The sequence below is a fragment of the Vagococcus sp. WN89Y genome, from assembly GCF_052220145.1.
In the GTDB taxonomy this organism is placed as follows: Bacteria; Pseudomonadota; Gammaproteobacteria; order Enterobacterales; family Enterobacteriaceae; genus Kosakonia.
Window position 1 is genome coordinate 362,125 of sequence record NZ_JBQPOM010000028.1, and the last position, 23,118, is coordinate 385,242.

The 23,118-nt window shown below is 53.6% G+C and carries 21 protein-coding genes; 11 read left to right on the top strand and 10 right to left on the bottom strand.

Translation table 11 applies throughout. The features are described 5' to 3' along the window. Window positions 1–27 precede the first annotated feature (27 nt). From prpE to prpB, 4 genes are read right to left on the bottom strand one after another with little or no spacing between them, the layout of a single operon-like run. Window positions 28–1,917 (bottom strand): propionate--CoA ligase, encoded by a 1,890-nt coding sequence (prpE, locus tag ACTU3N_RS10265; protein WP_443086024.1) that lies wholly within the window; start codon window positions 1,915–1,917, stop codon window positions 28–30. 36 nt (window positions 1,918–1,953) lie between these two features. After that, on the bottom strand, window positions 1,954–3,402 hold the full coding sequence (locus ACTU3N_RS10270; RefSeq protein WP_443086025.1) for a bifunctional 2-methylcitrate dehydratase/aconitate hydratase: 1,449 nt from the start codon (window positions 3,400–3,402) through the stop codon (window positions 1,954–1,956). Window positions 3,403–3,426: 24 nt separating this feature from the next. Beyond that, window positions 3,427–4,593, bottom strand: coding sequence for a bifunctional 2-methylcitrate synthase/citrate synthase (gene prpC / locus ACTU3N_RS10275; protein ID WP_443086026.1), 1,167 nt, complete (start codon window positions 4,591–4,593; stop codon window positions 3,427–3,429). A 45-nt stretch (window positions 4,594–4,638) separates the two neighbouring features. Further along, window positions 4,639–5,529, bottom strand: a complete 891-nt coding sequence (gene prpB, locus ACTU3N_RS10280; protein WP_443086027.1) for a methylisocitrate lyase — start codon at window positions 5,527–5,529, stop codon at window positions 4,639–4,641. 246 nt (window positions 5,530–5,775) lie between these two features. Between prpB and prpR the strand changes: the two genes are divergently transcribed. After that, complete coding sequence (gene prpR, locus ACTU3N_RS10285; RefSeq protein WP_443086028.1) at window positions 5,776–7,401, top strand: propionate catabolism operon regulatory protein PrpR; 1,626 nt, start codon at window positions 5,776–5,778, stop codon at window positions 7,399–7,401. Here prpR and ACTU3N_RS10290 read toward each other — a convergent pair. The 3 genes from ACTU3N_RS10290 to ACTU3N_RS10300 all read right to left on the bottom strand — a co-directional run bounded on the left by ACTU3N_RS10290 (window position 7,398) and on the right by ACTU3N_RS10300 (window position 9,086). Continuing rightward, on the bottom strand, window positions 7,398–7,952 hold the full coding sequence (locus tag ACTU3N_RS10290; RefSeq protein ID WP_443086029.1) for a hypothetical protein: 555 nt from the start codon (window positions 7,950–7,952) through the stop codon (window positions 7,398–7,400). The two genes, prpR and ACTU3N_RS10290, sit on opposite strands and share 4 nt — an antisense overlap. Window positions 7,953–8,061: 109 nt before the next feature. After that, a complete protein-coding gene (locus tag ACTU3N_RS10295) occupies window positions 8,062–8,601 on the bottom strand; it encodes an NUDIX domain-containing protein (protein WP_443086030.1) in 540 nt (179 codons plus the stop codon). Continuing rightward, complete coding sequence (locus tag ACTU3N_RS10300) at window positions 8,601–9,086, bottom strand: GNAT family N-acetyltransferase (RefSeq protein WP_443086031.1); 486 nt, start codon at window positions 9,084–9,086, stop codon at window positions 8,601–8,603. The genes ACTU3N_RS10295 and ACTU3N_RS10300 overlap by 1 nt, the downstream gene beginning before the upstream one ends. Window positions 9,087–9,476: 390 nt before the next feature. Here ACTU3N_RS10300 and ACTU3N_RS10305 point away from each other — a divergent pair, with 390 nt between their 5' ends. The 3 genes from ACTU3N_RS10305 (at window position 9,477) to ACTU3N_RS10315 (ending at window position 11,408) form a co-directional block, all read left to right on the top strand. Beyond that, on the top strand, window positions 9,477–10,298 hold the full coding sequence (locus tag ACTU3N_RS10305; RefSeq protein ID WP_443086032.1) for an alpha/beta fold hydrolase: 822 nt from the start codon (window positions 9,477–9,479) through the stop codon (window positions 10,296–10,298). Window positions 10,299–10,387: 89 nt separating this feature from the next. Further along, on the top strand, window positions 10,388–10,810 hold the full coding sequence (locus ACTU3N_RS10310) for a GNAT family N-acetyltransferase (RefSeq protein WP_443086033.1): 423 nt from the start codon (window positions 10,388–10,390) through the stop codon (window positions 10,808–10,810). Window positions 10,811–11,120: 310 nt separating this feature from the next. After that, on the top strand, window positions 11,121–11,408 hold the full coding sequence (locus tag ACTU3N_RS10315; RefSeq protein WP_443086034.1) for a hypothetical protein: 288 nt from the start codon (window positions 11,121–11,123) through the stop codon (window positions 11,406–11,408). Between the two features lie 82 nt (window positions 11,409–11,490). Here ACTU3N_RS10315 and ACTU3N_RS10320 read toward each other — a convergent pair whose 3' ends face one another. The 3 genes from ACTU3N_RS10320 to ACTU3N_RS10330 all read right to left on the bottom strand — a co-directional run bounded on the left by ACTU3N_RS10320 (window position 11,491) and on the right by ACTU3N_RS10330 (window position 15,119). Next, window positions 11,491–13,083 (bottom strand): diguanylate cyclase, encoded by a 1,593-nt coding sequence (locus tag ACTU3N_RS10320; RefSeq protein ID WP_443086035.1) that lies wholly within the window; start codon window positions 13,081–13,083, stop codon window positions 11,491–11,493. Between the two features lie 76 nt (window positions 13,084–13,159). Further along, the gene (locus ACTU3N_RS10325) at window positions 13,160–14,377 is read right to left on the bottom strand and encodes a diguanylate phosphodiesterase (RefSeq protein ID WP_443086036.1); all 1,218 of its coding nucleotides are present in this window, start codon (window positions 14,375–14,377) and stop codon (window positions 13,160–13,162) included. Window positions 14,378–14,471: 94 nt separating this feature from the next. Next, on the bottom strand, window positions 14,472–15,119 hold the full coding sequence (locus ACTU3N_RS10330; RefSeq protein WP_443086037.1) for a GntR family transcriptional regulator: 648 nt from the start codon (window positions 15,117–15,119) through the stop codon (window positions 14,472–14,474). A gap of 247 nt (window positions 15,120–15,366) precedes the next feature. Here ACTU3N_RS10330 and ACTU3N_RS10335 point away from each other — a divergent pair, with 247 nt between their 5' ends. The 7 genes from ACTU3N_RS10335 (at window position 15,367) to ACTU3N_RS10365 (ending at window position 23,112) form a co-directional block, all read left to right on the top strand. Then, window positions 15,367–16,728, top strand: a complete 1,362-nt coding sequence (locus ACTU3N_RS10335; RefSeq protein WP_443086038.1) for an MmgE/PrpD family protein — start codon at window positions 15,367–15,369, stop codon at window positions 16,726–16,728. Window positions 16,729–16,747: 19 nt separating this feature from the next. Further along, a complete protein-coding gene (locus tag ACTU3N_RS10340) occupies window positions 16,748–18,070 on the top strand; it encodes an MmgE/PrpD family protein (RefSeq protein WP_443086039.1) in 1,323 nt (440 codons plus the stop codon). Further along, window positions 18,070–18,831, top strand: a complete 762-nt coding sequence (locus tag ACTU3N_RS10345; RefSeq protein WP_443086040.1) for a sulfite exporter TauE/SafE family protein — start codon at window positions 18,070–18,072, stop codon at window positions 18,829–18,831. Before ACTU3N_RS10340 ends, ACTU3N_RS10345 begins: the two co-directional genes overlap by 1 nt. A 151-nt stretch (window positions 18,832–18,982) precedes the next feature. Further along, entirely contained in the window at window positions 18,983–20,029 is a 1,047-nt protein-coding gene (locus ACTU3N_RS10350; protein ID WP_443086041.1) for an amino acid ABC transporter substrate-binding protein, read from the top strand. A gap of 60 nt (window positions 20,030–20,089) precedes the next feature. Further along, complete coding sequence (locus ACTU3N_RS10355) at window positions 20,090–21,277, top strand: amino acid ABC transporter permease (protein ID WP_443086181.1); 1,188 nt, start codon at window positions 20,090–20,092, stop codon at window positions 21,275–21,277. A gap of 9 nt (window positions 21,278–21,286) precedes the next feature. Beyond that, on the top strand, window positions 21,287–22,354 hold the full coding sequence (locus ACTU3N_RS10360; RefSeq protein WP_443086042.1) for an amino acid ABC transporter permease: 1,068 nt from the start codon (window positions 21,287–21,289) through the stop codon (window positions 22,352–22,354). Then, window positions 22,354–23,112: an amino acid ABC transporter ATP-binding protein gene (locus ACTU3N_RS10365; RefSeq protein ID WP_443086043.1), complete on the top strand. Its 759-nt coding sequence runs from the start codon at window positions 22,354–22,356 to the stop codon at window positions 23,110–23,112. The genes ACTU3N_RS10360 and ACTU3N_RS10365 overlap by 1 nt, the downstream gene beginning before the upstream one ends. Window positions 23,113–23,118: the final 6 nt, after the last annotated feature.

Sequence of the window (23,118 nt, forward strand, 5' to 3'; positions counted from 1 at the left end):
CCGGTGCATTGAACACCAGGGAAACATTCACTGTGGCGCAATCGCTTGGCGAATTTGTTGCAACGCGGCGGGATCGTCAAGCGTGGTTAGATCTCCCGGATCGCGCCCTTCGCAGATGGCCTGAATAGTCCGGCGCAACATTTTCCCGGAGCGGGTTTTTGGCAGTTGTGAAACAAACCAGACGTGCGCCGGGCGGCCAAAACTGCCCAACTGACCATCCACCAGCGACATAATGGCCTTTTCCTCACGCTGCGCGGCTTGAGGATCGTCCAGACTATCACTTTGTTTCGGGATAACAAACGCAACCGCAACTTGCCCCTTGAGCGCGTCTTTCACCCCGACCACAGCAACCTCCGCTACGTTCGGATAACCGGAAATACTCTCCTCAATCTCCCGCGTCCCCAGCCGATGCCCGGCGACATTAATCACATCATCTGCGCGCCCAAGAATAAAATAGTAACCGTCCTCATCACGGATACCCCAGTCAAAGGTTGAATAGACCTGCCGCTCAAACAGTGACCAGTAGGTACTCACAAAGCGCGAATCATCGCCCCATATTGTCTGAATACAGCCAGGCGGCAGCGGCCCTTCAATCACCAGCATCCCCTTTTCATTCACCCCGCAAGGTTCGCCAGTGGTTTCATTGAGCAACTGAACGTTGTGACCATACATCGGCACGCCAGGACTGCCGAGGCGTAACGGCCGATCGTCAAGCGCGCGGGCTATGGTCAGGATCGGCCAGCCAGTTTCAGTCTGCCAGTAGTTGTCGATAACCGGCACGCCCAGCGTTTGCGTCACCCAACTGGCTGTCGGTTCATCCAGCGGCTCTCCTCCCAGAAAAAGCGCTTCCAGCGAAGAGAGATCGTGTTTGCGGATTTCCGCCGTCGGGAATTTTTTCAGCACCCGAATGGCGGTCGGCGCGGTGAACATTCGGCTAACCCGATATTTTTCGACTATGCGCCACCACACACCGCAGTCCGGGTAAGTCGGCAGCCCTTCATAAACGATGGTTCCCATACCGGCCAGCAGTGGCGCATAGACTATATATGAGTGCCCCACGACCCAACCGATATCCGAGGCGCAAAAAAATACGCCCCCTGCTTTCCCGCCAAATATGGTGGCCATTGACGTTGCCAGCGCGACGGCATAGCCGCCAACATCCCGCTGAACTCCCTTCGGCTTACCGGTCGTACCAGAGGTATAGAGGATCAGCGCTGTTTCATTCGACTCCAGCCACACCACCGGCACGCGAGCACCGTTATGCTGCTGGTGCAGCGTAGCGTAATCAACATCGCGCCCCGCTACTTTCGCCATTTTTGCCAGACCGCGATCCACCATCAGTACATGGCGCGGTGTATGCTGAGCCTGGCTGATAGCATCATCCAGTAGCTTTTTATAAGGAATTATTTTCCCCGCGCGCGCCCCGGCATCTGCCGAGACAATCACCACCGGCTGCGCGTCATCAATGCGCGCCGCCAGACTGTGAGAGGCAAAACCACCAAATACCACCGAATGGATAGCGCCAATACGCGTACAGGCCAGCAGCGTAATATGCGCTTCGGCAATCATCGGCATATAGACCAGCACCCGGTCGCCGCGCTGCACACCAAGCGACAGCAACATCGCTGCCGCAATATTCACTTCGTTATACAGCTCGCTGAAAGTAAACACTTTTTCTTCGTCTGTTTCGGACGATATTGCAATCAGCGCCAGCGCATCGGGCTGCTTATCCAGCCAGCGATCGATAGCGTTATGGCACAGATTAGTCATACCGCCGCAAAACCAGCGGGCAAACGGCGGATTACTGTGATCAAGTGTTTGCGTAAACGGCTGATGCCAGTCAATACGCTGAGCTTGCTCAGCCCAGAACGTTTCGGGTTGCGCGATCGAGCGCTGATAAAACGCGTCAAAAGACATAATGCTCTCCTGTTGCAGTTACGCCTTACAGCACGATTAAATAACGTACAAATCGAGATACTCGTTAACCGGCATCTGCTCCAGCCGCGTTCTGTCCAGGGAGGCATCAAGGATGCGTTGTTGCTGGCGAGACGGAAACTGACGCGCCACATTGACTCTGAACTTTTCGATAAGCGCAGGAATACCGTCATGGCGACGACGCGCGTGACCAATGGGATATGCCACCAGCACCTCTTCGAAGCGCGATCCATCGGTGAATTCCAGCGTGATAGCGTTGGCAATCGCGCGTTTTTCCGGATTGTGATAATCCTCGGTAAACGCAGGATCTTCCACACAGCTGATCTTCTCGCGCAGTACATCAATACGCTTATCCTGCGCCACGTCCTCCTCATAATCCGCCGCGGTTAAACGCCCGAACAACAGCGGGATAGCCACCATATATTGAATGCAGTGATCCCGGTCTGCCGGGTTATTAAGCGGCCCTTTCTTATCAATAATACGAATGCAGGCTTCATGGGTGCGAATCGTCACTTTTTCGATATCCTGCGCCGTTTTCCCCGTTGCCTGCATTTGTTGATACAGCGTCATGGCTGCTTCCACCGCCGTCTGGGAGTGGAACTCGGCCGGGAACGACACTTTAAACAGCACGTTTTCCATCACGTATGAGCCATAAGGACGCTGGAAACGAAACGCTTCTCCGTTAAACGAAACATCGTAAAAACCCCAGGTTTTGGCACTCAACGCAGAGGGATACCCCATCTCGCCGGTGCGGGCCATCAGCGCCAGGCGCACCGCGCGGGAAGTCGCATCCCCCGCCGCCCAGGATTTTCGTGTTCCGGTATTCGGCGCGTGGCGATAGGTACGCAGCGCCTGGCCATCAACCCAGGCAAGCGAGACGGCATTAAGGATTTCCTCACGCGTCAGCCCCATCATCTGTGCTACCACGGCAGTCGAGGCCACTTTCACCAGCAGGACGTGATCCAGTCCGACCCGGTTAAATGCGTTTTCCAGCGCAATACACCCCTGGATTTCATGCGCCTTGATCATCGCCTCCAGCACATGTTTCATTGTCAGTGGTGTTTTTCCTGCCGCGACGGCATTGCGCGAAAGCCAGTCGGCAGTGGCTAGTATTCCGCCCAGGTTATCTGAAGGATGCCCCCACTCGGCGGCAAGCCAGGTATCGTTAAAATCCAGCCAGCGGATCATCGCGCCAATATTGAACGCCGCCTGCACCGGATCGAGCTGATACTGTGTGCCCGGCACCCGCACGCCGTTCGGCACGACAGTTCCTGGCACGATTGGGCCGAGCAGTTTTCTACAGGCCGGGTACTGGAGCGCTTCCAGCCCGCATCCCAGCGTATCAAGCAGGCAATAATGCGCCGTCTCCTGAGCCACTTTTGAGGTGATGGCGTAATTCATCACGTAATCGACAATATCGACAATCTCTTTATCAAATTCAGGACGGATGTTTATCTGTGCAGACATAGGGTCATTTCCTCAGAGGTATTATTATTTACGGTCTTGCAAAGGGATAAAGGGCCTGTCTTCCGGGCCGGTATAATTTGCGGAAGGTCTGATAATTTTATTGTCCTGACGCTGCTCAATAATATGGGCCGACCAGCCGCTGACGCGGGCGATGACAAACAGCGGCGTGAACATCTCGGTGGGAACACCCATCATGTTGTAAGAAACCGCAGAGAACCAGTCGAGGTTAGGAAACATCTTTTTCGTTTCCCACATAACGCTTTCCAATCGATCGGCGATGTTATATATCTTCAGCGTACCGCCTTCTACGCTGAGCTGATGCGCGACGCGCTTGATAACCTGATGGCGCGGGTCAGCCAGGGTATAGACCGGATGCCCGAAACCAATCACCACCTCTTTATTACTAATACGTTTGCGGATATCGGTTTCTGCCTCGTCCGGTGTTTCATAACGCTGCTGAATTTCGAGAGAGACTTCATTTGCGCCGCCATGTTTTGGCCCACGCAGCGCACCGATTGCGCCAATGATGGCGGAGTAGATATCCGAGCCCGTACCGGCAATCACGCGCCCGGTAAAGGTGGACGCATTAAATTCATGCTCGGCATACAGCACCAGCGAGGTATGCATCGCTTTTTCCCAGCTTTGCGGGGGCTTTCCGCCGTGTAATAAATGCAAAAAGTGCCCGCCTATCGAGTCATCATCCGTTTCCGGCACAATACGCTCGCCGTTATGACTGTAGTGATACCAGTAAAGCAAAATTGAACCCAACGAAGCGAGCAGCTTGTCGGCGATATCCCGCGCGCCGGAGACAGTGTGCCCCTCTTTTTCCGGTAACGTGCAGCCCAGCGCGGAGACTCCGGTACGCATGACATCCATCGGGTGCGAGGCAGCCGGTAACGCTTCCAGCACGGTACGCACGTTCGCAGGCAAGCCGCGCAGCGCTTTCAGCTTGCTTTTATATGCCTGTAACTCGTCGCTATTGGGCAACTTGCCATAAATTAACAAATACGCCACTTCCTCAAACTCACACTGCGCGGCAAGGTCGAGAATGTCGTAGCCCCGGTAGTGCAAATCGTTGCCACTTTTACCCACGGTGCATAGCGCGGTGTTCCCGGCCGGTACGCCGGACAGCGCAACCGATTTTTTGCCTTTAGCGGGCGTGTTGCCTTGCAGGGTCGTCGTTTCGCTCATGATGTCCTCGTCATTTTATGTAGGGTGTATCTGGCAAACGGAAACTTATTCCCCGCGCTGGCGGGCAAACAAAGCGTCAAGTTTCTCTTCGTACTGGTAGTAATTGATGCTTTCGTAGAGTTCATTGCGGGTCTGCATGATGTCGATAACGCTTTTTTGCGTGCCCTGCTGACGTAATACGTTATAGACCTGCTCGGCAGCGCGGTTCATGGCGCGAAAAGCAGAGAGCGGATAGAGCGCCATCGCGACGTTTGCGCTGCGTAGCTCTTCGGTTGTAAATAGCGGCGTTGCGCCAAACTCAGTGATATTGGCCAGCACCGGCACGCCAGTCGTATCGGCAAACTGACGGTACATGGCAAGTTCCGTGATGGCCTCAGGAAACAGCATATCCGCGCCGGCCTCGATATACGCCTGCGCCCGCTCCAGCGCTGCATCCAGCCCTTCCACCGCCAGCGCATCGGTACGCGCCATAATCACAAAGTCCGGATCGGTACGCGCATCCACCGCCGCATGAATGCGATCGACCATCTCATGTAGGGAGACGATGGCTTTGTTAGGGCGATGTCCGCAGCGTTTGGCCCCCACCTGATCTTCAAGATGCAGCGCGGCTGCCCCTGCTTTGGCGATAGATTTCACCGTGCGCGCAACGTTAAAAGCGGATGAGCCAAAACCAATGTCGGCATCCACCAGCAGCGGTAGCGGGCAAACATCAGTGATACGCCGGATATCGGTTAAGACATCATCCAGAGTAGAGATACCCAGGTCCGGCAAGCCCAGCGAACCTGCCGCTACCCCGCCACCTGAGAGATAAATCGCCTGATACCCGGCGCGCTGCGCCAGCAAGGCGTGATTAGCATTAATAGTGCCAACGATTTGTAAGGGATGTTCTTCGTTAAGCGCGGCGCGAAACGCCTGCCCTGGAGAGTGCTGAGGCATAGCCAGTCCTTATGTTATCAACTCGTTAATAAAGTTAAGAGTGATAAGCAAAGGTAATGCCAGGAAGGTTAAGTAATAGTGTTTTTTATTTTTCCGATTTTAAATCAACAGGATAGTTTTATATGACACATTTTGGCCGCATAAAAGCGTGTCAGCTAACGTTTCATAAAACGTATCAGCTCGTTTCATTGCAACATTATTGAAACAAGACTAAAACGAAATCTGGTACAGAAAAAGGATGCGTCTATGGCTGATTCCCCGTTTGCAGCACACGAAAGCAATGAGAAGCCGGTTATCTGGACGGTGTCTGTCACGCGCCTTTTTGAACTCTTTCGTGATATCAGCCTTGAGTTTGACCACCTGGCAAACATCACCCCTATTCAGCTTGGTTTTGAAAAAGCGGTCAGCTATATCCAAAAAAAGCTCGAAACCGAGCGCTGCGATGCCATTATCGCGGCGGGTTCTAATGGCGCGTATCTGAAAAGCCGTTTGTCCGTGCCGGTGATCCTGATAAAACCCAGCGGCTTCGACGTACTGCAGGCGCTGGCGAAGGCGGGCAAACTGACCTCTGCGATCGGCGTCGTGACCTATCAGCAAACGCTTCCGGCACTCAGCGCTTTTCTGGATACCTTTCATTTGCGGCTGGAGCAGCGCAGTTACACCACCGAAGAGGATGCCCGCGGGCAAATCAACGAATTGAAAGCCGCCGGGATCAAAGCCGTGGTGGGCGCAGGCCTTATCAGTGATTTGGCCGAAGAAGCAGGATTAAGCGGGGTCTTTATCTACTCCGCAGCCACCGTGAGGCAAGCATTCAGCGATGCGCTGGATCTGACTCGCCTTACCCAGGCGACATTGCGCCGACAGGGTGAATACGGTACAGGTAATGCGCTACGCACGCGTTATCAGCTTGAAGATATGCGCGGTGATTCAGCGCCAATGGCGCAGGTGCGCCAGACGATAATGCTCTATGCACGTTCGGCGGCTTCAGTACTGATTGAAGGTGAAACCGGCAGCGGCAAAGAGCTGGCAGCACAGGCCCTGCATCGGGAAATGTCTACCCGGCTAAACAGGCAAATCAAACGCGCCTCGCCTTTTGTCGCCGTCAATTGTGGCGCCATAACGGAATCATTACTGGAAGCCGAGCTTTTTGGTTATGAAGAAGGCGCTTTTACCGGCTCACGCCGGGGTGGCCGTGCGGGGCTTTTCGAAATCGCTAATGGTGGGACGCTGTTTCTTGATGAGATTGGCGAGATGCCTCTGCCGTTGCAAACGCGCCTGCTGCGCGTGCTCGAAGAAAAAGAGGTCACTCGTGTGGGCGGTCATCACCCCATTGCAGTGAATGTGCGGGTCATCAGCGCAACCCACTGTAACCTGGAAGCACAGATGAAACAGGGTCAGTTTCGCAGCGACCTGTTTTACCGGCTCAGTATTCTGCGCCTCAAACTGCCAGCCTTACGGGAGCGACCGGCGGATATTGTGCCGCTGGCGGAAAGCTTTCTCAAACAGTCGCTGGCGGATCTTGCCATCCCCTTCACGGCGCCGGTGCGCACCGGCCTGGCGCAATGCCAGCCTCTCCTGTTGGGTTACCCGTGGCCCGGCAACGTGCGTGAACTGCGTAATATGATGGAGCGGCTGGCGCTTTTTTTAAGTGTCGAGGCGCCTGCGGCGCTGGATGCTCGCTTTTTACAGCAACTCTTGCCCGAGCTCACCAGCAGCCCGCCCGCCTCAACAGCCACAATGCCGAAACAAACCACGCAGAGCGCAAGGCAGGCGCTCGTTAATTTTAACGGTGACAAAACCGCAGCTGCGCAGTATCTGGGGATCAGCCGAACCACCTTCTGGCGGCGGTTAAAAGCGGAACCGGCGGATTAATTTATCAGTCGCCATAACCGCATATTATTATAATCGACACTTCCGCCGGATATTACGCACTCGCCAACGCCGACATTATCGCCACTGACCGGCACGCTGAAACAGCTGTATATTGAGCCGATGTCACTTTTGTATTTATTTTCTAGATTATACACACCGTCAATTTTTATCAGCTTCCAGTAGCGCATTGAGGAATAATTCGCCGCTGTGTTTCGATTTTCCGCGCAATGATCCATTTTAACCGTTTGCTCTCCGGCAAATGTCCGCAGGCACTGCTCTGAGTTATTCACCGGGCGTATTGTATAATACTCATCCGCGCCTTTAACCAGCACGTATAATCCCCCGGCATCAGGCTGTTTGTTGCATGCAGCCATTGCCACCTCGCCCTCGTCCCCGTGAGAAACAAGACAGCGTTTTACGCTGCTTTCCTTTGCCTGGTAAACATTTTGCAACTGAAAGGGCGCGTTTATTTCTTCATTAGCGAAACTGTAACTACTGCAAAGAGAAATAAAAACAGCGAATGCCATTCTATTAAATAATAATGAACGCATAATAATTTATCCGAAAAATAGTACAGAAACCAAGTCTGTATGGATTATGGTCTTTGATACTTTAAAAATTCACGCATAGCACCGTATTTCAGATATTTCACTGGAAAATTTAGAGCAGGCCCTTTAGTTTTGCCAGCAAATAAGCCGTCACGGAAGTCGCGTCAGTGATAAGCCCCTCTCGAATCAGCGTTTCATACTCGCTTATCGTTACCATGCGGGTGGTAAGTCCCACTTCTTCCGCATCAAGTTGCTGCTGATAATGCGTAAGCTCTTCGGCAAGAAAAATATGGTACCCCTGGCTCGAATATCCCTGCGCCAGTTTCTGATAGCCTACCCACTGCATTTTTGCTGCCACCAGCCCGGTTTCTTCGCGTAATTCCCCGGCCGCCACGCGCAGCGGCTCTTCCTGCGGCGCGCACTCCCACGAACCTTGCGGCAGCTCAATGGTGCGTTGCCCCAGCGGATAGCGAAACTGCTCCACCACATACAGACTGTCGCCCTGGCGGGGGATTATCACCACAAAATCCGCTTTTTCGACCACTGAATAGATACCTTCGTTACCGTCTTCGCGCAGGATTTTGTCTTCCCGCAGGCGCATCCATTTATTCCGGTAAACTTCCGTGCTCGCGAGAGTTTTAATATCCGGCATTACGCTTCTCCATGGATTAATTCGCATCGCATATCTGTACAGGGCAAATCCGCTCCGGCCAGTGATGAGGGATAAATGCTCTCCTTTATAATGATGAACCCCTGGCGTTGATAAAAGCGGCAGGCGTTCGGGGTGGACGCGAGCGTCAACTGGGTAAACCCCCGCGCCCTGGCCTCATGTTTGATGGCGTTAATAATCATTGTTGCCAGGCCTTTACCCTGCCAGGCCGGTAGAGTAAAAACGGCCTCCACACTCCCCGCATCAAGGTCGAGAAAACCGCTGGCAACGATTTGTTCGTCATCTGTGACCACAACAAAAAATGGATAGCACTGAACGACAACGCGCTGGCTCTCAGGCATTGAGTCAGGTGTCCAGGCAGCAATAACCTCTTCGGGATACACATTCTTGCAACCGTAGCGGATCGCCTGGTTACGAACCTGCCAAAGTATTTCGGCCTCTTCAGGAAGTGCCAGTCTGACGTGCATAACTCTCCTTTTTTTTCGGTTTTTTGTGACACTGTCACTCAGAATATTGCGGGTTAACACCCTCAATAGCATACACAAAGGAAAGCCTCACTCTTTCACTCTCTCCCCGTTTGAACCATCAGCATAATCTGCATCTCTGCCCATCGGATATGCAGGGTCTGGCATTTATCTGAATTTTTCCCCGCTGAATTGATTAAATTCTTCATTCACTGCCGCGGGCGTTGCCGCCCCACCTGCACCGCTGAACCAATGAAACGCCTTGCTTAATAACGGCGAAGGTCGCCTTCTTTATAACTCATCCTGGCATGCTTGCTGGAGCTGCTACAGTTTTAGGTTAGTTGATGGAAACTCACGCATGCAGTTATTCACCATAAAAAAGAGGAACAGATAATGAGTACAATCAAGACGCAGGATGGCACGCAGATTTACTACAAAGACTGGGGCACAGGTAAACCGGTTCTCTTCAGCCATGGCTGGCCGCTGGACAGCGATATGTGGGACAGTCAGCTCAATTTTCTCGCTGAGCGCGGCTACCGCGTCATCGCCTTTGACCGCCGCGGCTTTGGTCGTTCCGATCAACCCTGGGAAGGAAATGATTACGACACCTTCGCTTCGGATATTAACGACCTGGTAACAGCACTGGATCTTCAGGACGTCACGCTGGTTGGATTTTCGATGGGCGGTGGTGATGTTGCCCGTTATATTGGCCGTTACGGCAGCGCACGCGTCGCCGCACTGGTGTTGCTCGGTGCGGTTACACCTATCTTTGGCAAAACCGACGATCACCCGCAGGGCGTGGATAAAAGCGTATTTGATGGGATCAAAGCGGGCCTGCGCAAAGATCGCGCGCAGTTCATCAGCGACTTTGCCACGCCCTTCTACGGTCTCAACGCCGGGCAAACCGTGTCTGATGGCGTACTGACGCAAACGCTGAATATCGCCCTGCTGGCCTCACTGAAAAGCACGCTGGATTGCGTTACCGCTTTCTCTGAAACAGATTTCCGTGCCGACATCGCAAAAGTGGATGTCCCGACGCTTGTCATTCACGGCAGTAATGACCAGGTGGTGCCCTTTGAAGCCACAGGTAAACTGGCCGCCGAATCGATACCGGGCGCAGAGCTGAAAATTTATGACAACGCACCGCACGGTTTCGCCGTGACTCATCAGGATCAACTTAACGAAGATCTGCTGGCGTTTCTTAACAAACTGTAAAATTTTGCCGCATTTCAGGCCCGATAAGCGTAACGCTGTCGGGCTTTTTTTATTATGCTGGTAAGCCAGACAAAAAAAAGGATACCGGCATGAATCTTATTGTTACGCATGATATTCAGGAACAGGAACGTGAAGAACTGTTGACGGGCTTACGTCGTTACAATAATCAGTTCGTTGATCTCAGCGCATGGACGGCGCTGGGCATCTGGTTTCGCGACGAAACCGGCATCATGCAGGGCGGGCTGATTGGTCACCAGCAAGGTATCTGGCTGAGTATTGACTATCTCTGGGTTCATGAACTGCAGCGCGGTAATAGATTGGGTAGCCAATTAATGCAACGCGCAGAGCGGGAAGCCCTCGCGCTGGGCTGCCAGCATGTCCTGGTGGATACCATCAGTTTTCAGGCCGCTCCTTTTTATGAAAAACAAGGGTTTCAGCGCCAGTTGACGCTTCCCGACTACCCCGAGCCGGGTATGCAGCGCCACTATTTCACCAAAAGTCTCGCGCAATAACATTACCTGCTATTTAATACTATTGATGAAGAAAACCTTGTCTTTATCGATGCCAAAGGCAAGGCATTTAAAATTATCGACGAGGACGTTGAATTATCCCCGAAAGTGCTTAACGAATTAAGAAAAACAAAAGCAGAGTATAATTTTATCTCCGCGCGATTGCTCAAAGAAGAAAACAGCGTGTCTGCCGCAGTTCAGTATAACCAGCTGGGTTATTGCGCATAGCAAGGTTTTCCAGAACCTGAGAAATGATCAAGCTGAAAAAAAGAGTGCCGCCAGTAATCAGCCCTCTGATATCTCCTCTTTCCATATGATCGAAGAGATCAATAAAGTTCCTTTCGCTTCTGAAGACGTGCTGGAAAAACTCGAAAGCGATAAAGAATTTGCCGTCAGTGCGCTGGACATCACGCCAACAGAGAAAATTGAAATGGTGCTGGCACGCTTAACGGTATCAAACGGCGAATACCCCACCGCTGCCGTTGCGAAACAGACGATTCAGGACATTGGTCTGGAAATCCCCGCCGGCCTGAGCGAGCTGGCCGCACCGATCACACCTGAAGACAGCACCATGCCTTACTACAATTTGTTCAAAGACTAATCGCAGGTCTGTGGCATAAGAGTTATCAATAATAACCACGCCCCATCCGCGCCTTTACGAAGCATGTAAGAGGCGCGGCGGGTCATTTCAGTTTGCCTGCCACACTCATCAGCGTTTTCTCTTGCTCACCAGCTGCCACAGCACGGTCGCGACCTGCCATTTTTGCCTGGTAGAGCGCTTTGTCCGCGCCCTCTTTCAGGCGCACCGCGTCGTCAAAATTTGACCCGGCTACCAGGCTGAAACAACCCGCGCTGATCGTAACCACTTGCTGCGGGCTACCCGACTGTTCGTGCGGAATTTTTGCCTCGCGCACCGCGTCCACAGCTTGTTGCGCCAGCCGCAGCGCCTCTTCCTGGCTGGTATCCGGCAGGATCATGGCAAACTCCTCCCCGCCGTAACGGGCGACCAGGTCTTTTTTACCGCGCGTTAATTTCTGAAGAATCGCCCCCACTCTGCGCAGGCAATTATCCCCCGCCACATGGCCGTAAAAATCGTTATAGCGTTTAAAGAAGTCGATATCTGCCATAATAAGCGCCACCGGTTTTTGTATCACCGCCGAGGCTTTAATGCTTTGGGATAAAAAGAGATCAAACTGGCGACGATTAGCAAGACCCGTTAACCCATCCGCCAGCGCCATCAGTTGCAGGGTATGGTTGATACTGGTCAGTTCATCACGCAACAGCGCCAGCTCCGTTTGATTGCGCACGTTGGTTCTGACCTGTCGGAATATAACAATCCCCATCAGTATCGTTCCTAAAAGCAGCATCACATTGAGCATCAGATCGGCAATGCTGTCTTTCACCCAGCGATTCCACAACGCTTTATTGTCATACCCGGCGGCAACCACCAGCGGATAACGCTCAAGCCTGGCAAAACCGTAGATGCGTTCGATGCGGTCAAGGGGAGAAACCCAGGTGGCGGTGCCGCGCTCTTTTTTGGAAAGGCCAGCAGAGAATAAGGGACTTTTAGAAAAATTACGGTTGATTATCTCATCACCATAAGGTCGGACATACACCGCTGCCCCATCCGTATTGAGCAACGCTAACAAGTCACGGTTTTCCAGCTCAAAATAGTTATAAAAATGCCGAAAATAGTCGATTTTAACCGTCGCTAACAGCACACCGGCAAAACGGCCTCCGGCATCGCTTATTCGCAGCGAGACAGGGATCACCAGATCGCCCGTGGAACGACTGCGTATAACATGACTGATATGAATACTACCGTGATTGTGTCGCTGGTGGTAAATAAAATACTCCCGATCGCTGTTATTGGAGATTGACGGGATTTTACCAAATGAGGTGGATTTCATATTGCCGAGCGTATCGTAAACCAGCAGCCCATGCAGTTGCGGCAGCCGTCCCTGCAATTCAGCAAGGTAGCGGTCGAACTGACCGACATCCAGTTCTCCCACACCCTGTGGCGGCAAGTTGCGGCGTATATCACGCAGCACCAGCTCGGTTTGCAAAAAGGTGTCTTCCGCCTGCCGCGCCTGGGAGACCGACAGGTTCATGGCATCACGCTGCGTGTCGTGGATGGCGCGCTCCCACGAGCGGGTTAATGTCCATGCACTGGTAGTTATACCGGCAACCACCAGGATAATCATAAAAAAAGTCAGACTGCGACCGAGCGAAGAGTTAAGCGCAAGCGCCCGCGCTATCTTTTTATGGAGTTCCATCGTTTTCCCTTTGCCAGATGGCAGACAGGTTAAGCATAGAAGCTCGATGATTTATAAGCCAAATAAAGGCACAAGATCATTTGATAACGCGCTGCGGCCAGCTGACAGGCGACACGCCATTGAGCATCGGGCGTGCGAACAAGAACCCCTGAAAACGCTGGATACCAACCGCTTCCAGCCAGCACCACTCTTCGATTTTCTCCACCCCTTCGGCAACCACGGCAATTTGCAGCTCAGCGCAGCACTCAATAATAGCCTTCACAATGGCTTGCTTCGGGCCGTGCAGGTGAATATCGGTCACCAGCGTGCGATCGATTTTGAGTTTATCCGGCTGAAACTTGGCCAGCAGCGACAGGCCAGCGAACCCGGAGCCAAAGTCATCAATGGCAAGGCCAATGCCCGCCGCGCGCAGTTGGCGGATGGCCCAGGTAAACTCTTCATAGCCCGAGATAACCTCATCCTCGGTGACCTCGACAATTATCTGCCCTGGCCGCAGATGGTTACGCGTAATATGGTCGAGCAAAATATCCACCGCCCCCGGGATTTTGACCAGTGACATCGGCAGCAAATTAATCGCCACCTTATGGTTGCCAATCCCGAGACGCCGCGCCATCGCCAGCGCCCAGCCTTTTGAGGCCAGGTCCGCCTCGTGCAGTTTTTCAGGGGCAATGGTGGAGAAATACTCCTGCGGACTGCCGCCGCCAGGCCCGCGGATCAAGGCTTCCAGTGAGGAAATCTTCTCGCGTTGCGGCTCGATAATGGGCTGAAAGGCAAACTGGCACGGTTGATCCGCTGAATCCGGAGCGGCTCCTGTCAGAAAGGGTGGCGTTTTAACGACAAAGCGCCACTGATCGGGCGCAGTGTGGCGCACCCCGGCGGTGTGGCCGGATGAGGCAATAAAATGACGAATAAATTTGTATACTCTGTCGTTACTTGCCAGCTGATATTTTAATGTGCCGAAACGCAGGATCGCGCGCAGTACGGCGGCGGGACGCTGTTTTTGTAAATCTAACAATAGCATACCGTGATTGGCGAAGCGCCGATGCGGTGCAAAATCACGCAACAGCTCAACAACATTGTGGTGGCGGGTATCGTGATTGATACGGGCGAAAACGGTGTTGACGGAAGCCAGCGGACCTTCAAGAACCTGTAAGAAATGTTCGCCATCGAACAGCAAAATCCCTGTCACCTGCAACTGCACATTTTGCAGCCAGGCCTTCCCGACAAGTTCAGCCAGCCCGGAGGGATCGAATGCTCCTGTCGGCTGGCTGCGATAGATCAATGTCGCTAACACGAAATTCTGCCCTCAAAAAAACCGATAAATTGATGCCATTCCGCCAGTTTAGCAAGAGTGGGCGCTTTCCGTCGGTCGATTAAAGGGCATTCTGCTAGCGTTCTCGCTGACTTAATAAACTCAGACGCGCACGGTAGCCGCTACGGATATGCGTAATTGCCGCTTCCTCGGCGGCCGCGCGATCGCGGCGCATAAGCGCATCAACAATTGCCTGATGCTCGCGCTTTGCTTCTTCCGTACGCTCTGGCTGCTCATAGGTTGTACCGCGCAGCAGCGACAGGTGAATGCGTAAATTATCCAGCATTTCATTGAGATAGGGATTATGCGTGGCGCGATAAATTTGACGGTGAAACATACGGTTGTGATCGTGCAACGCTTTACTGTCTGTCAGCGTGGCTTCGGTATGCACCATCTCCTGTAACAGCGCTAACTCCTCGTCAGAGGCGGCATTGACGGCCAGTTCCATCGCCAGACGCTCCAGACCTTCACGTACGGAGAAAAGCTGGCGCAGCCGTTCATAGCTGATATGGGCAATAATCAGCCCGCGCTGCGGACCTGGCTCGGCAAGACCCAGCGTTTCCAGGCGATGAAGCGCTTCGCGGATCGGTGTGCGGCTGAGGCCAAACTGCTCTGCCAACCGTGTTTCCTGTAAGCGTTCTCCTGGTAGCAGCTCCCCTGCTTCGATGGCGGAAAGCAATATATCAAAAGGCGTTAAGCCCGCGTCGCGACCCGTCGATTTCACGTTTTAAGCTCCGTTCGTTGTGGAAATGGCTTTGCAAAGTCTTTGCACCCTGCCGAGGCACATCTTGCCACAGGAATGATTTTGTATTTGATTTTTTTGTTCTTAGCTTATCTAAAAAATATCTTTTGACGTTGGCGCAGGGACTGCTATGTTTTACTCATATTCATTGTATACAAATGAATTCAAATAAACACAATACGACTTTCTGGCTTTTATTGAGCCAACACTTGGGAAACCTTGTTTTAAAATGACCAAAAACGCAGACGATGCATTAACACGTGGAGAACAACTCAGCCAATTTATCAGCCATGCAAATCAACTTCTCGCGCCGCCAGCCGTGCGGCATGAAGCGAAACGCGCACTGATTGATTTCCTGGGCGTTGCCCTGGGCGCAGTCAATGATGATGCTGTCAACGCGGTGCGCCTGGTAGCCAAATCATGGAGTGCTACCGGCGCATCGCGTATTTTCCTCTCCGGCACCACCACACCCGCTCTTGCAGCACTTGTCAATGCCACTATGGCGCATGCTGCCGATTACGACGATACCCATCCTGCCGGAGCCGGACACCCTAGCGGTCCGTGCTGGTCAACGGCGCTGGCGATGGCGCAAGCGCACCCGGTTGATGAAGAAACCGTGCTGCGCGCGTTTATAATCGGTTTTGAAGTCATGGCGAAACTTGGTGGCGGCTGGGTACCTGGCGTCGGGCGTAATTTGCAACGTCGCGGTTTTCATCCGACTTCTGTGGTCGGTCGTGCGGGCGCGGCTGCCGTCGCCGCCGTCATTCTGCAACTCAATGAACAACAGGTACGTAACGCCCTCGGCGCAGCGGCCACGATGATGGGCGGTTTACAAAAATCTTCAGGCACGCACGGCAAGCCTTTCCACGCGGGAAAAGCAGCAATGGACGGCATTATGGCAGCTCAACTGGCGGCGGAAAATTTTGTTGGCGCGCATCATTTTTACGAAGCAGACGGCTGGGTGAAAACCTTTATCCAGGACGGCAGCGCCGAAATTCCGCCGCTTGATTTCGGCGAAAGCTGGGAATTACTGACCAATGGCTACAAGCTTTATGCCAGCTGTCGCGGTACTCACGCGTCTATCGAAACCGCGCATAAAATTTATCCGCAACTGGCCGGGCGGAAAATCACCCGTATTGCGGCAAAAGTTCACCCGATGGGTATGGTAAATGCCGGGATTATGTCACCGCGCACACCGCTTGAAAGCAAGTTCAGCATTCCACACTGCATTACACTTGCACTTAGCGGCTATGCGTTGACAGATTCCGATTTTACCACAACAACGATTAACGACCCGGGCCCGCGCGCGCTGCTGTCGCTGCTGGACGTCGAGGCTGTCGACGGTCAATCCGCCAGCTCTGCGTTTATCGACGTCTGGCTGGAGGATGGTACAGTGCTGCAAGCGCATACCGATGTCTACCGAGGCCACGCGCAAAACCCGCTCAGCGATGAAGAGCTTCGCGCCAAATTTGACGCCCTCACCATCCCCGTTCTCGGTAATCAGCGCAGCGCCGCGCTCTACGAGGCAGCGGCACATTTTGAACGCCCTGGCTCGCTGGTGACCATCACCCGGCTGCTGGCTGGCAACTAATCTTTTTACAGGAAATTTTATGAGCATTGCCCGACAACTCGCTGGCAATCTGCTGGCGTTCTCCCGGCAGACATTCACTCAGGCGGCTCTGAGTCAGGCGCGTACCGCGCTGATTGATACGCTTGGCGTTACGCTTGCCGGGGGCGTGCAGGCTGGCGCGCACAAGTTGCGGGCAGTGATTGTGCCTTGCGCGGCGACGGGCAACAGCCGTGTCTTCGGTACCGATTTAACGCTGAACGCTCTGGATGCCGCACTGCTCAATGGTGCGTCCTCCCATTTGCTTGATTTTGATGACTCTAACTCGTGGCTGCACGGGCATATCTCTGTCGCCGTGCTGCCTGCGTTACTGGCGCTGGCCGATGAGCAGGGAAAAAACGGTGAAACCATACTGCATGCCTATATTTCAGGTTATGAAATGGCCGTGCGCATGGGGAAAGCCGTCAGCCCGTTCCAGTATCGTCACGGCTGGCACCCCACGACCTCTGTCGGTGTGTTTGCCGGCGTTGCGGCCTGCGCGGTTTTGCTGGAACTCAATGAAGAGCAAACCGCCACGGCGCTTACAATGGTCACCTCGCTGGCATCAGGCATCAAATCGAATTTTGGCAGCGAAACGAAAGCTCTGGCCGTGGGCCAGGCAGCACGTAACGCGGTGATGGTCTGTAAGCTGGCGCAACAGGGCTTTACCGCCGGTGCGACAGCATTTGAGCATCAGCAGGGGTATTTTCATGTCTTTAACGGACTGGAAAATGTGGACACCGCCCCCCTCACAGAGCGCTGGGATGCCCCGCCGTTTATCCTCGATACGGTGAAAAGTAACAATTACAAATACTTCCCTTGCTGCTATGCAATTCTGTCGCCGCTCGACGGTGTGCTGGCACTGCGCGAAGAGACCGGGATCAAGCCTGAGGAAATTGAGCAAATTGCGGTGCAGGTTCACCCGATTCGCTTTCCACATATCAACATCCCGCAGCCAGAAAGCCCGCTTGCGGCAAAGTTCAGCCTGCACTACTGCGTGGCGCGCGCCTGGGTTTCCGGAACCCTGACGCTGGATGATTTTATTGAAAAAGAGCGGTTTTTAGAAGTTGCCACCCAAACGCTGATGCATAAAGTCACGCTTACGTGCCACGACGAAGAGATCACACACAGCGCATTTATTACCCTGACCACGATTGACGGCCGCCAGTTTCATAAGCGGATTGCCGGTGCCCGTGGCTCAAGCCCGGCCATTCCATTACCGGATAATCTGATTGAACAGAAGTTTCTCGATTGCGCCAGCCGGGTGCTGAGCGCTGAAAAAGCAAGGGCGTTATATCAACGTCTGTTGCAGGATAATTATAAATAATGTCAATAACGTGGATCCCGCCCGAGATTTCTCCGCTCTTTGCTGGCGTAATGGTGTTTTGCAGTTTCCTCACTTCTGCGCTCACTGCGGCAATGGGGCTGGGTGGAGGAACCGCTTTGCTGGCGATTATGGGGCTGGGCATGCCGGTCAGTAGCCTGATGCCGGTGCATGGCATGGTACAGCTGGGTTCGAATCTCAGCCGGACGCTAATCCAGCGCATCCATGTTGTGTGGCCTCTGGTGCTGTGGTTTTTGCTTGGCAGCGCAGCCGGTATCGCGCTTGGCGCGCCAGTGGCGGCGATAATACCGGACAGCATTGCGCGCATTGCGCTGGCGCTGTTTATTTTGTGGTCAGTGCTGCGTAAACGCAGCGAGCAGAAGCCACTTAGTCGCCCGTTATTTATCGCTGGCGGATGTATTAGCAGTATCGGCACGATGATAGTGGGCGCTACCGGCCCGATGGTCGCCGGGCTTATCAGCTCCCAGGGGCTGAAACGCCAGCCGCTGATTGCCACCCATGCTACCTGTATGGTGTTGCAGCATGGGCTGAAAATCCTGGCGTTCGGGCTGATGGGTTTTGCCTGGGCCAACTGGCTTGGAGTACTGGCCGCAATGATTATCAGCGGCGCGCTCGGTACGTGGCTGGGCACCCGGGTGCTGGATAATGTGCCTGAGCGTCTTTTTCGCGTGCTGTTTCGCCTGACAATGATCCTGCTCAGTGCGCAACTGCTGTGGCAGGGGCTGCAAAGTTGGGTGAAATAATTCTTTAGCCCGTGCGGGTATATGCTTAAGAAAATTCGTTCTTTGCCAATAATGTCACGGATGGCGAATATACGTATACAAACGGACACGATAGTGAAAACCGTAGTAAATACAGTTGATTAATCTGATAGCAATTTAAAAAGGAAAGGCCATGCTCAAAAGAACCCACCTTACAGCGTCTGCATTATTACTGGCGCTGGGCAGTGTGATGATGCCTGCGCAAGCAGATAACGCCCCCGCCATGAATGGCGAAACGCTAAAAAAGATCAAAGCCCGCGGTGAGCTGGTTTGCGGCGTGCACCCTGCCCGTCACGGTTTTGCAGCGATTGACAGCAAAGGCAAATGGCAGGGTGTGGATGTGGATTTTTGCCGGGCTCTGGCAGCAGCTGTGTTGGGTGATGCTTCCAAAGTGCGTTTTACGCCGCTGTCGACCGCACAACGTTTTCTGGCGGTTCAGTCCGGTGAGGTGGACGTTCTTTCACGTAATACCACCGCAACGTTAACCAATGACGTGGCGCTGGGCTTAAGCTTTGCCCCGCCTAACTTTTACACCGGTACTGGCTTTATGGTGCGTGCCAATAGCGGTGTGAAGAAAATTGAAGATCTCGACGGTGCAACCGTCTGCGTGACTCCCAGCAGCACGGAGCGAAACGTCGCGCAAATCTTCGGTTCGCGTAACCTGCACTACACCCCGGTAGTGATTGAGAACAACAAAGAGTACGTTGCTGCCTATCTCGCCGGTCGTTGCGATGTTATTGCCCGTGACAAAGTCGCGCTGCCGGGCATTCTGGCCTTTGATACGGATAAACCGCAGGATCACACGATTCTGCCAGGTATGTACTCCAAAGAGCCGCTGGCAATGGCAGTGCGCAAAGGCGATAACCAGTGGTACGACATTGTGAAATGGGTGGTATACGCTACGTTTAACGCCGAAGAGATGAATGTCAATCAGAGCAATGTCGATGCAGAGCTGAAATCGAAAAATTCTGATGTGCAAAGTCTGCTTGGCATTAACGGCGACTTCGGGCAGAAACTCGGTCTGGATAACAAATGGGCCTATAACGTCGTGAAACAAGTGGGCAATTATGGTGACATTTATAATCGTCACTTCGGCCCGAAAAGCGATGAACCGCTGGACCGTGATTTAAATAATCTCTGGACCAACGGCGGTTTGCTCTACGGTCTGCCAATCCGTTAATCGCGGGCCGCCCCGGCCTCGGGGCGGCTTTTTCCCCTCCGCTTAAAGCCTGTATTCGTGATGAAACAAACTGACTACTCCGGTGATACGGCGTACCGCCTGTTCACTTTTTTCGGCAGCAAAACCGTACGTAGCTGGTGTTATCAGTTTCTGCTGGCGGCGCTGTTAATTGGCTTCAGCTATTGGTTATACAGTAATGTCGTGGCGAATCTGCATGCGCAGCGTATCGCTACCGGCTTTGGTTTTTTACAGCAAAGCGCGCAGTTCGCCATTGGCGAAACGCTAATCGCCTATACTCCGCAAGACAGCTACGCCCGCGCCCTGGCCGCAGGTCTGGCGAATACGCTATACGTTACCCTGTGCGGCATTGTGCTGGCGACGGTTGTGGGTTTTGTGGTCGGTATTGGCCGCGTGTCAAAAAACTGGCTGCTGATGAAAGTCTGCATGACCTGGGTTGAAGTGTTGCGTAACATCCCGGTGATCCTGCATCTCATCTTCTGGTCGATGCTGATCCGCAACCTGCCGTCACCCCGCGAGGCCATCACATTGCCAGGCTTCGGTTTTTTAACGAATCGCGGTCTGACATTTACCGTCCCGGCAGCACACAGCGGTTGGCAATGGACGGCACTCGCGCTGGTGTCCGGCATCTTACTCTGCCTGCTGCTTAACCCTGTCGCACGCTTCCTGCGCGAGCGCCGTGCGAAGCAACTGCCAATCGGTCGCATTCGATTTCCATTAATTGTTGCCCTACCGTTGCTGGTTTGGTGGCTGTCAGGCGCGCCACATGCTCTGAATGAACCGGTGTTGCGCGGGTTTAACTTCCAGGGCGGGTTTACTGTCAGCCCGGAGTTCACCGCTCTGCTGTTAGGGATTTCCCTCTACTCATCTGCCTATATTGCTGAAATTGTCCGCGCAGGGATCCAGTCCGTGCCAAAAGGCCAGCTGGAGGCGGCACGCGCCCTCTCGTTTTCCCCCTGGCATGTCATGCGTTATGTGGTCATACCACAAGCGATGCGGGTCATGGTTCCGCCGCTGGCGAGCAAGTATGTCAGTCTGGCGAAAAACAGCTCTCTGGCCGTGGTTATCGGCTACCCGGAGCTGGCAAATATCAGTAACACGGTAATGAGCCAGACCGGCCAGGCGCTGGAGGCCATCGCCATCATGATGGTGGTTTATCTCCTTATCAGTGGAACCACATCATTGCTGATGAATGTGTTTAATCGCTACGTCGCCATCAAAGAGCGCTAAGGAACCGTTATGCAAAACTCCGTGGCTGGCTGGCTTCGACGTAATTTATTCAGCAGTTTTCTACAAACCGTGCTGACGATTCTGCTGCTGGCGCTGCTTATTATTGTCGGCAATATGTTGCTGCGCTGGGGTGTGGAAGATGCCGTTGGCCTGAGAGGTACCGCTGAGCAATGCCGTGCTGCAACCGGTGCCTGCTGGGCGGTTATTGGTGAGAAATATCGCCCGATCCTCTTTGGACTTTATCCTTATGAAGAGCAGTGGCGACCGGCGCTGGCGATGGTCGTGTGGTTCGTTACCCTGGGTCTGACGCTCTCACCGCGCTGTTGGCACTCGCGCTTTTTATGGCCACTGTGGGCCGTCTCGCTGGTCGCTATGTGGGTATTAATGAACGGCGGCGTGGCTGGCCTGCCAGCGGTTCCCTCTTCTGACTGGGGCGGTCTGCCGCTCACGCTGCTGCTATTTTCCGGCACCGTTATCATTGGTATGCCGGTGTCAGTACTGCTGGCGCTGGGCAGGCGCTCCCCGCTGCCGTTTTTACGTGGTCTGTCGGTGATTTTTATTGAAGGGCTGCGCGGTGTGCCGCTAATCACTATTTTGTTTGTTGCAGTAAACGTGTTTCCGCTATTTTTGCCTGCGGGCATGGAGGTGAACAAACTGCTGCGCGTGATTATCGGTATTGCGCTCTTCTTTGCCTGCTACCAGGCAGAGGTGATCCGTGGCGGTTTGCAGTCTGTCGCGCGCGGGCAATATGAAGCTGCTGCGGTGCTGAACCTCAGCTACTGGCATACCACCACCAAAATTGTGCTGCCGCAGGCATTGCGCATCTGCCTGCCGGCAGTGACTAACCATATTATTGCGGCGATGAAAAACTCCTCTTTCGTGATAATCATTGGCTTATTTGATGTGCTGACGGCGACCAGCGCAGTGATGCAGGACCCGCAATGGCGCCGCTACTATATCGAAACCTACGTTTTCATCGCCTGTCTCTATTTATTGTTTGGCTTTTCGCTTTCCCGTTATGCCTTGTGGGTGGAAAGACGCATCGATGCCAGCCGTAACCCCGAAGGAGTTTCCTGATGCAAGCAACATCCCCTTCGCATGACGCGATAATTGAAATGGATTCCGTCAGTAAATGGTACGGAAAATTCCAGGTGCTGGACAATGTCTCCCTGAGCGTAAAGCGGGGAGAACGCGTGGTGATCTGCGGCCCTTCCGGCTCCGGGAAATCCACGCTTATTCGCTGCATCAACCGTCTGGAAGAGCACCAGAAAGGCAGAATCGTCGTGAACGGCATCGAAATGAGCGATAACGTGCGCAATATCAGCCGTATTCGTCTGAGTATCGGTATGCTGTTCCAGCAATTTAACCTGTTCCCGCATTTGAGCGTACTGGAGAATCTGACCATTGGCCCGACGCTGGTGCGCAAAATGACTGCGGCTCAGGCAACGGATCTGGCGATGCACTATCTCGAAAAAGTGCGCATCGCGGATCAGGCGCATAAATACCCCTTACAGCTTTCCGGCGGCCAGCAGCAGCGCGTAGCGATAGCCCGCGCCTTATGTATGCAGCCAGAAATTATGTTGTTTGATGAGCCGACCTCCGCGCTGGACCCGGAAATGATCAAAGAGGTGCTGGATGTGATGCTTGATCTTGCAGACACCGGTATGACGATGATTGTGGTCACGCACGAAATGGGGTTTGCCCGCACGGTGGCGGACAATGTCATCCTGATGGCCGACGGAAGAATTGTGGAATCTGCTCCGCCGGAAAGCTTCTTCACCCACCCTGCCCACCCGCGTACCCGGCAGTTCCTCGATCAAATCCTCAGTCATTAATCTTCT

Excerpts from the sequence above, each read along its gene's own strand:
- ACTU3N_RS10315 (WP_443086034.1), top strand. The coding sequence starts at position 11,121 with ATGATCGAAGAGATCAATAAAGTTCCTTTCGCTTCTGAAGACGTGCTG.
- ACTU3N_RS10340 (WP_443086039.1), top strand. The coding sequence starts at position 16,748 with ATGAGCATTGCCCGACAACTCGCTGGCAATCTGCTGGCGTTCTCCCGG.
- prpE (WP_443086024.1), bottom strand. The coding sequence starts at position 1,917 with ATGTCTTTTGACGCGTTTTATCAGCGCTCGATCGCGCAACCCGAAACG.
- ACTU3N_RS10295 (WP_443086030.1), bottom strand. The coding sequence starts at position 8,601 with ATGCCGGATATTAAAACTCTCGCGAGCACGGAAGTTTACCGGAATAAA.
- ACTU3N_RS10365 (WP_443086043.1), top strand. The coding sequence starts at position 22,354 with ATGCAAGCAACATCCCCTTCGCATGACGCGATAATTGAAATGGATTCC.
- ACTU3N_RS10290 (WP_443086029.1), bottom strand. The coding sequence starts at position 7,952 with ATGCGTTCATTATTATTTAATAGAATGGCATTCGCTGTTTTTATTTCT.
- ACTU3N_RS10360 (WP_443086042.1), top strand. The coding sequence starts at position 21,287 with ATGCAAAACTCCGTGGCTGGCTGGCTTCGACGTAATTTATTCAGCAGT.
- ACTU3N_RS10335 (WP_443086038.1), top strand. The coding sequence starts at position 15,367 with ATGACCAAAAACGCAGACGATGCATTAACACGTGGAGAACAACTCAGC.
- ACTU3N_RS10270 (WP_443086025.1), bottom strand. The coding sequence starts at position 3,402 with ATGTCTGCACAGATAAACATCCGTCCTGAATTTGATAAAGAGATTGTC.
- ACTU3N_RS10350 (WP_443086041.1), top strand. The coding sequence starts at position 18,983 with ATGCTCAAAAGAACCCACCTTACAGCGTCTGCATTATTACTGGCGCTG.
- prpC (WP_443086026.1), bottom strand. The coding sequence starts at position 4,593 with ATGAGCGAAACGACGACCCTGCAAGGCAACACGCCCGCTAAAGGCAAA.
- prpB (WP_443086027.1), bottom strand. The coding sequence starts at position 5,529 with ATGCCTCAGCACTCTCCAGGGCAGGCGTTTCGCGCCGCGCTTAACGAA.
- ACTU3N_RS10345 (WP_443086040.1), top strand. The coding sequence starts at position 18,070 with ATGTCAATAACGTGGATCCCGCCCGAGATTTCTCCGCTCTTTGCTGGC.
- ACTU3N_RS10300 (WP_443086031.1), bottom strand. The coding sequence starts at position 9,086 with ATGCACGTCAGACTGGCACTTCCTGAAGAGGCCGAAATACTTTGGCAG.
- ACTU3N_RS10320 (WP_443086035.1), bottom strand. The coding sequence starts at position 13,083 with ATGGAACTCCATAAAAAGATAGCGCGGGCGCTTGCGCTTAACTCTTCG.
- ACTU3N_RS10355 (WP_443086181.1), top strand. The coding sequence starts at position 20,090 with ATGAAACAAACTGACTACTCCGGTGATACGGCGTACCGCCTGTTCACT.
- ACTU3N_RS10305 (WP_443086032.1), top strand. The coding sequence starts at position 9,477 with ATGAGTACAATCAAGACGCAGGATGGCACGCAGATTTACTACAAAGAC.
- prpR (WP_443086028.1), top strand. The coding sequence starts at position 5,776 with ATGGCTGATTCCCCGTTTGCAGCACACGAAAGCAATGAGAAGCCGGTT.
- ACTU3N_RS10310 (WP_443086033.1), top strand. The coding sequence starts at position 10,388 with ATGAATCTTATTGTTACGCATGATATTCAGGAACAGGAACGTGAAGAA.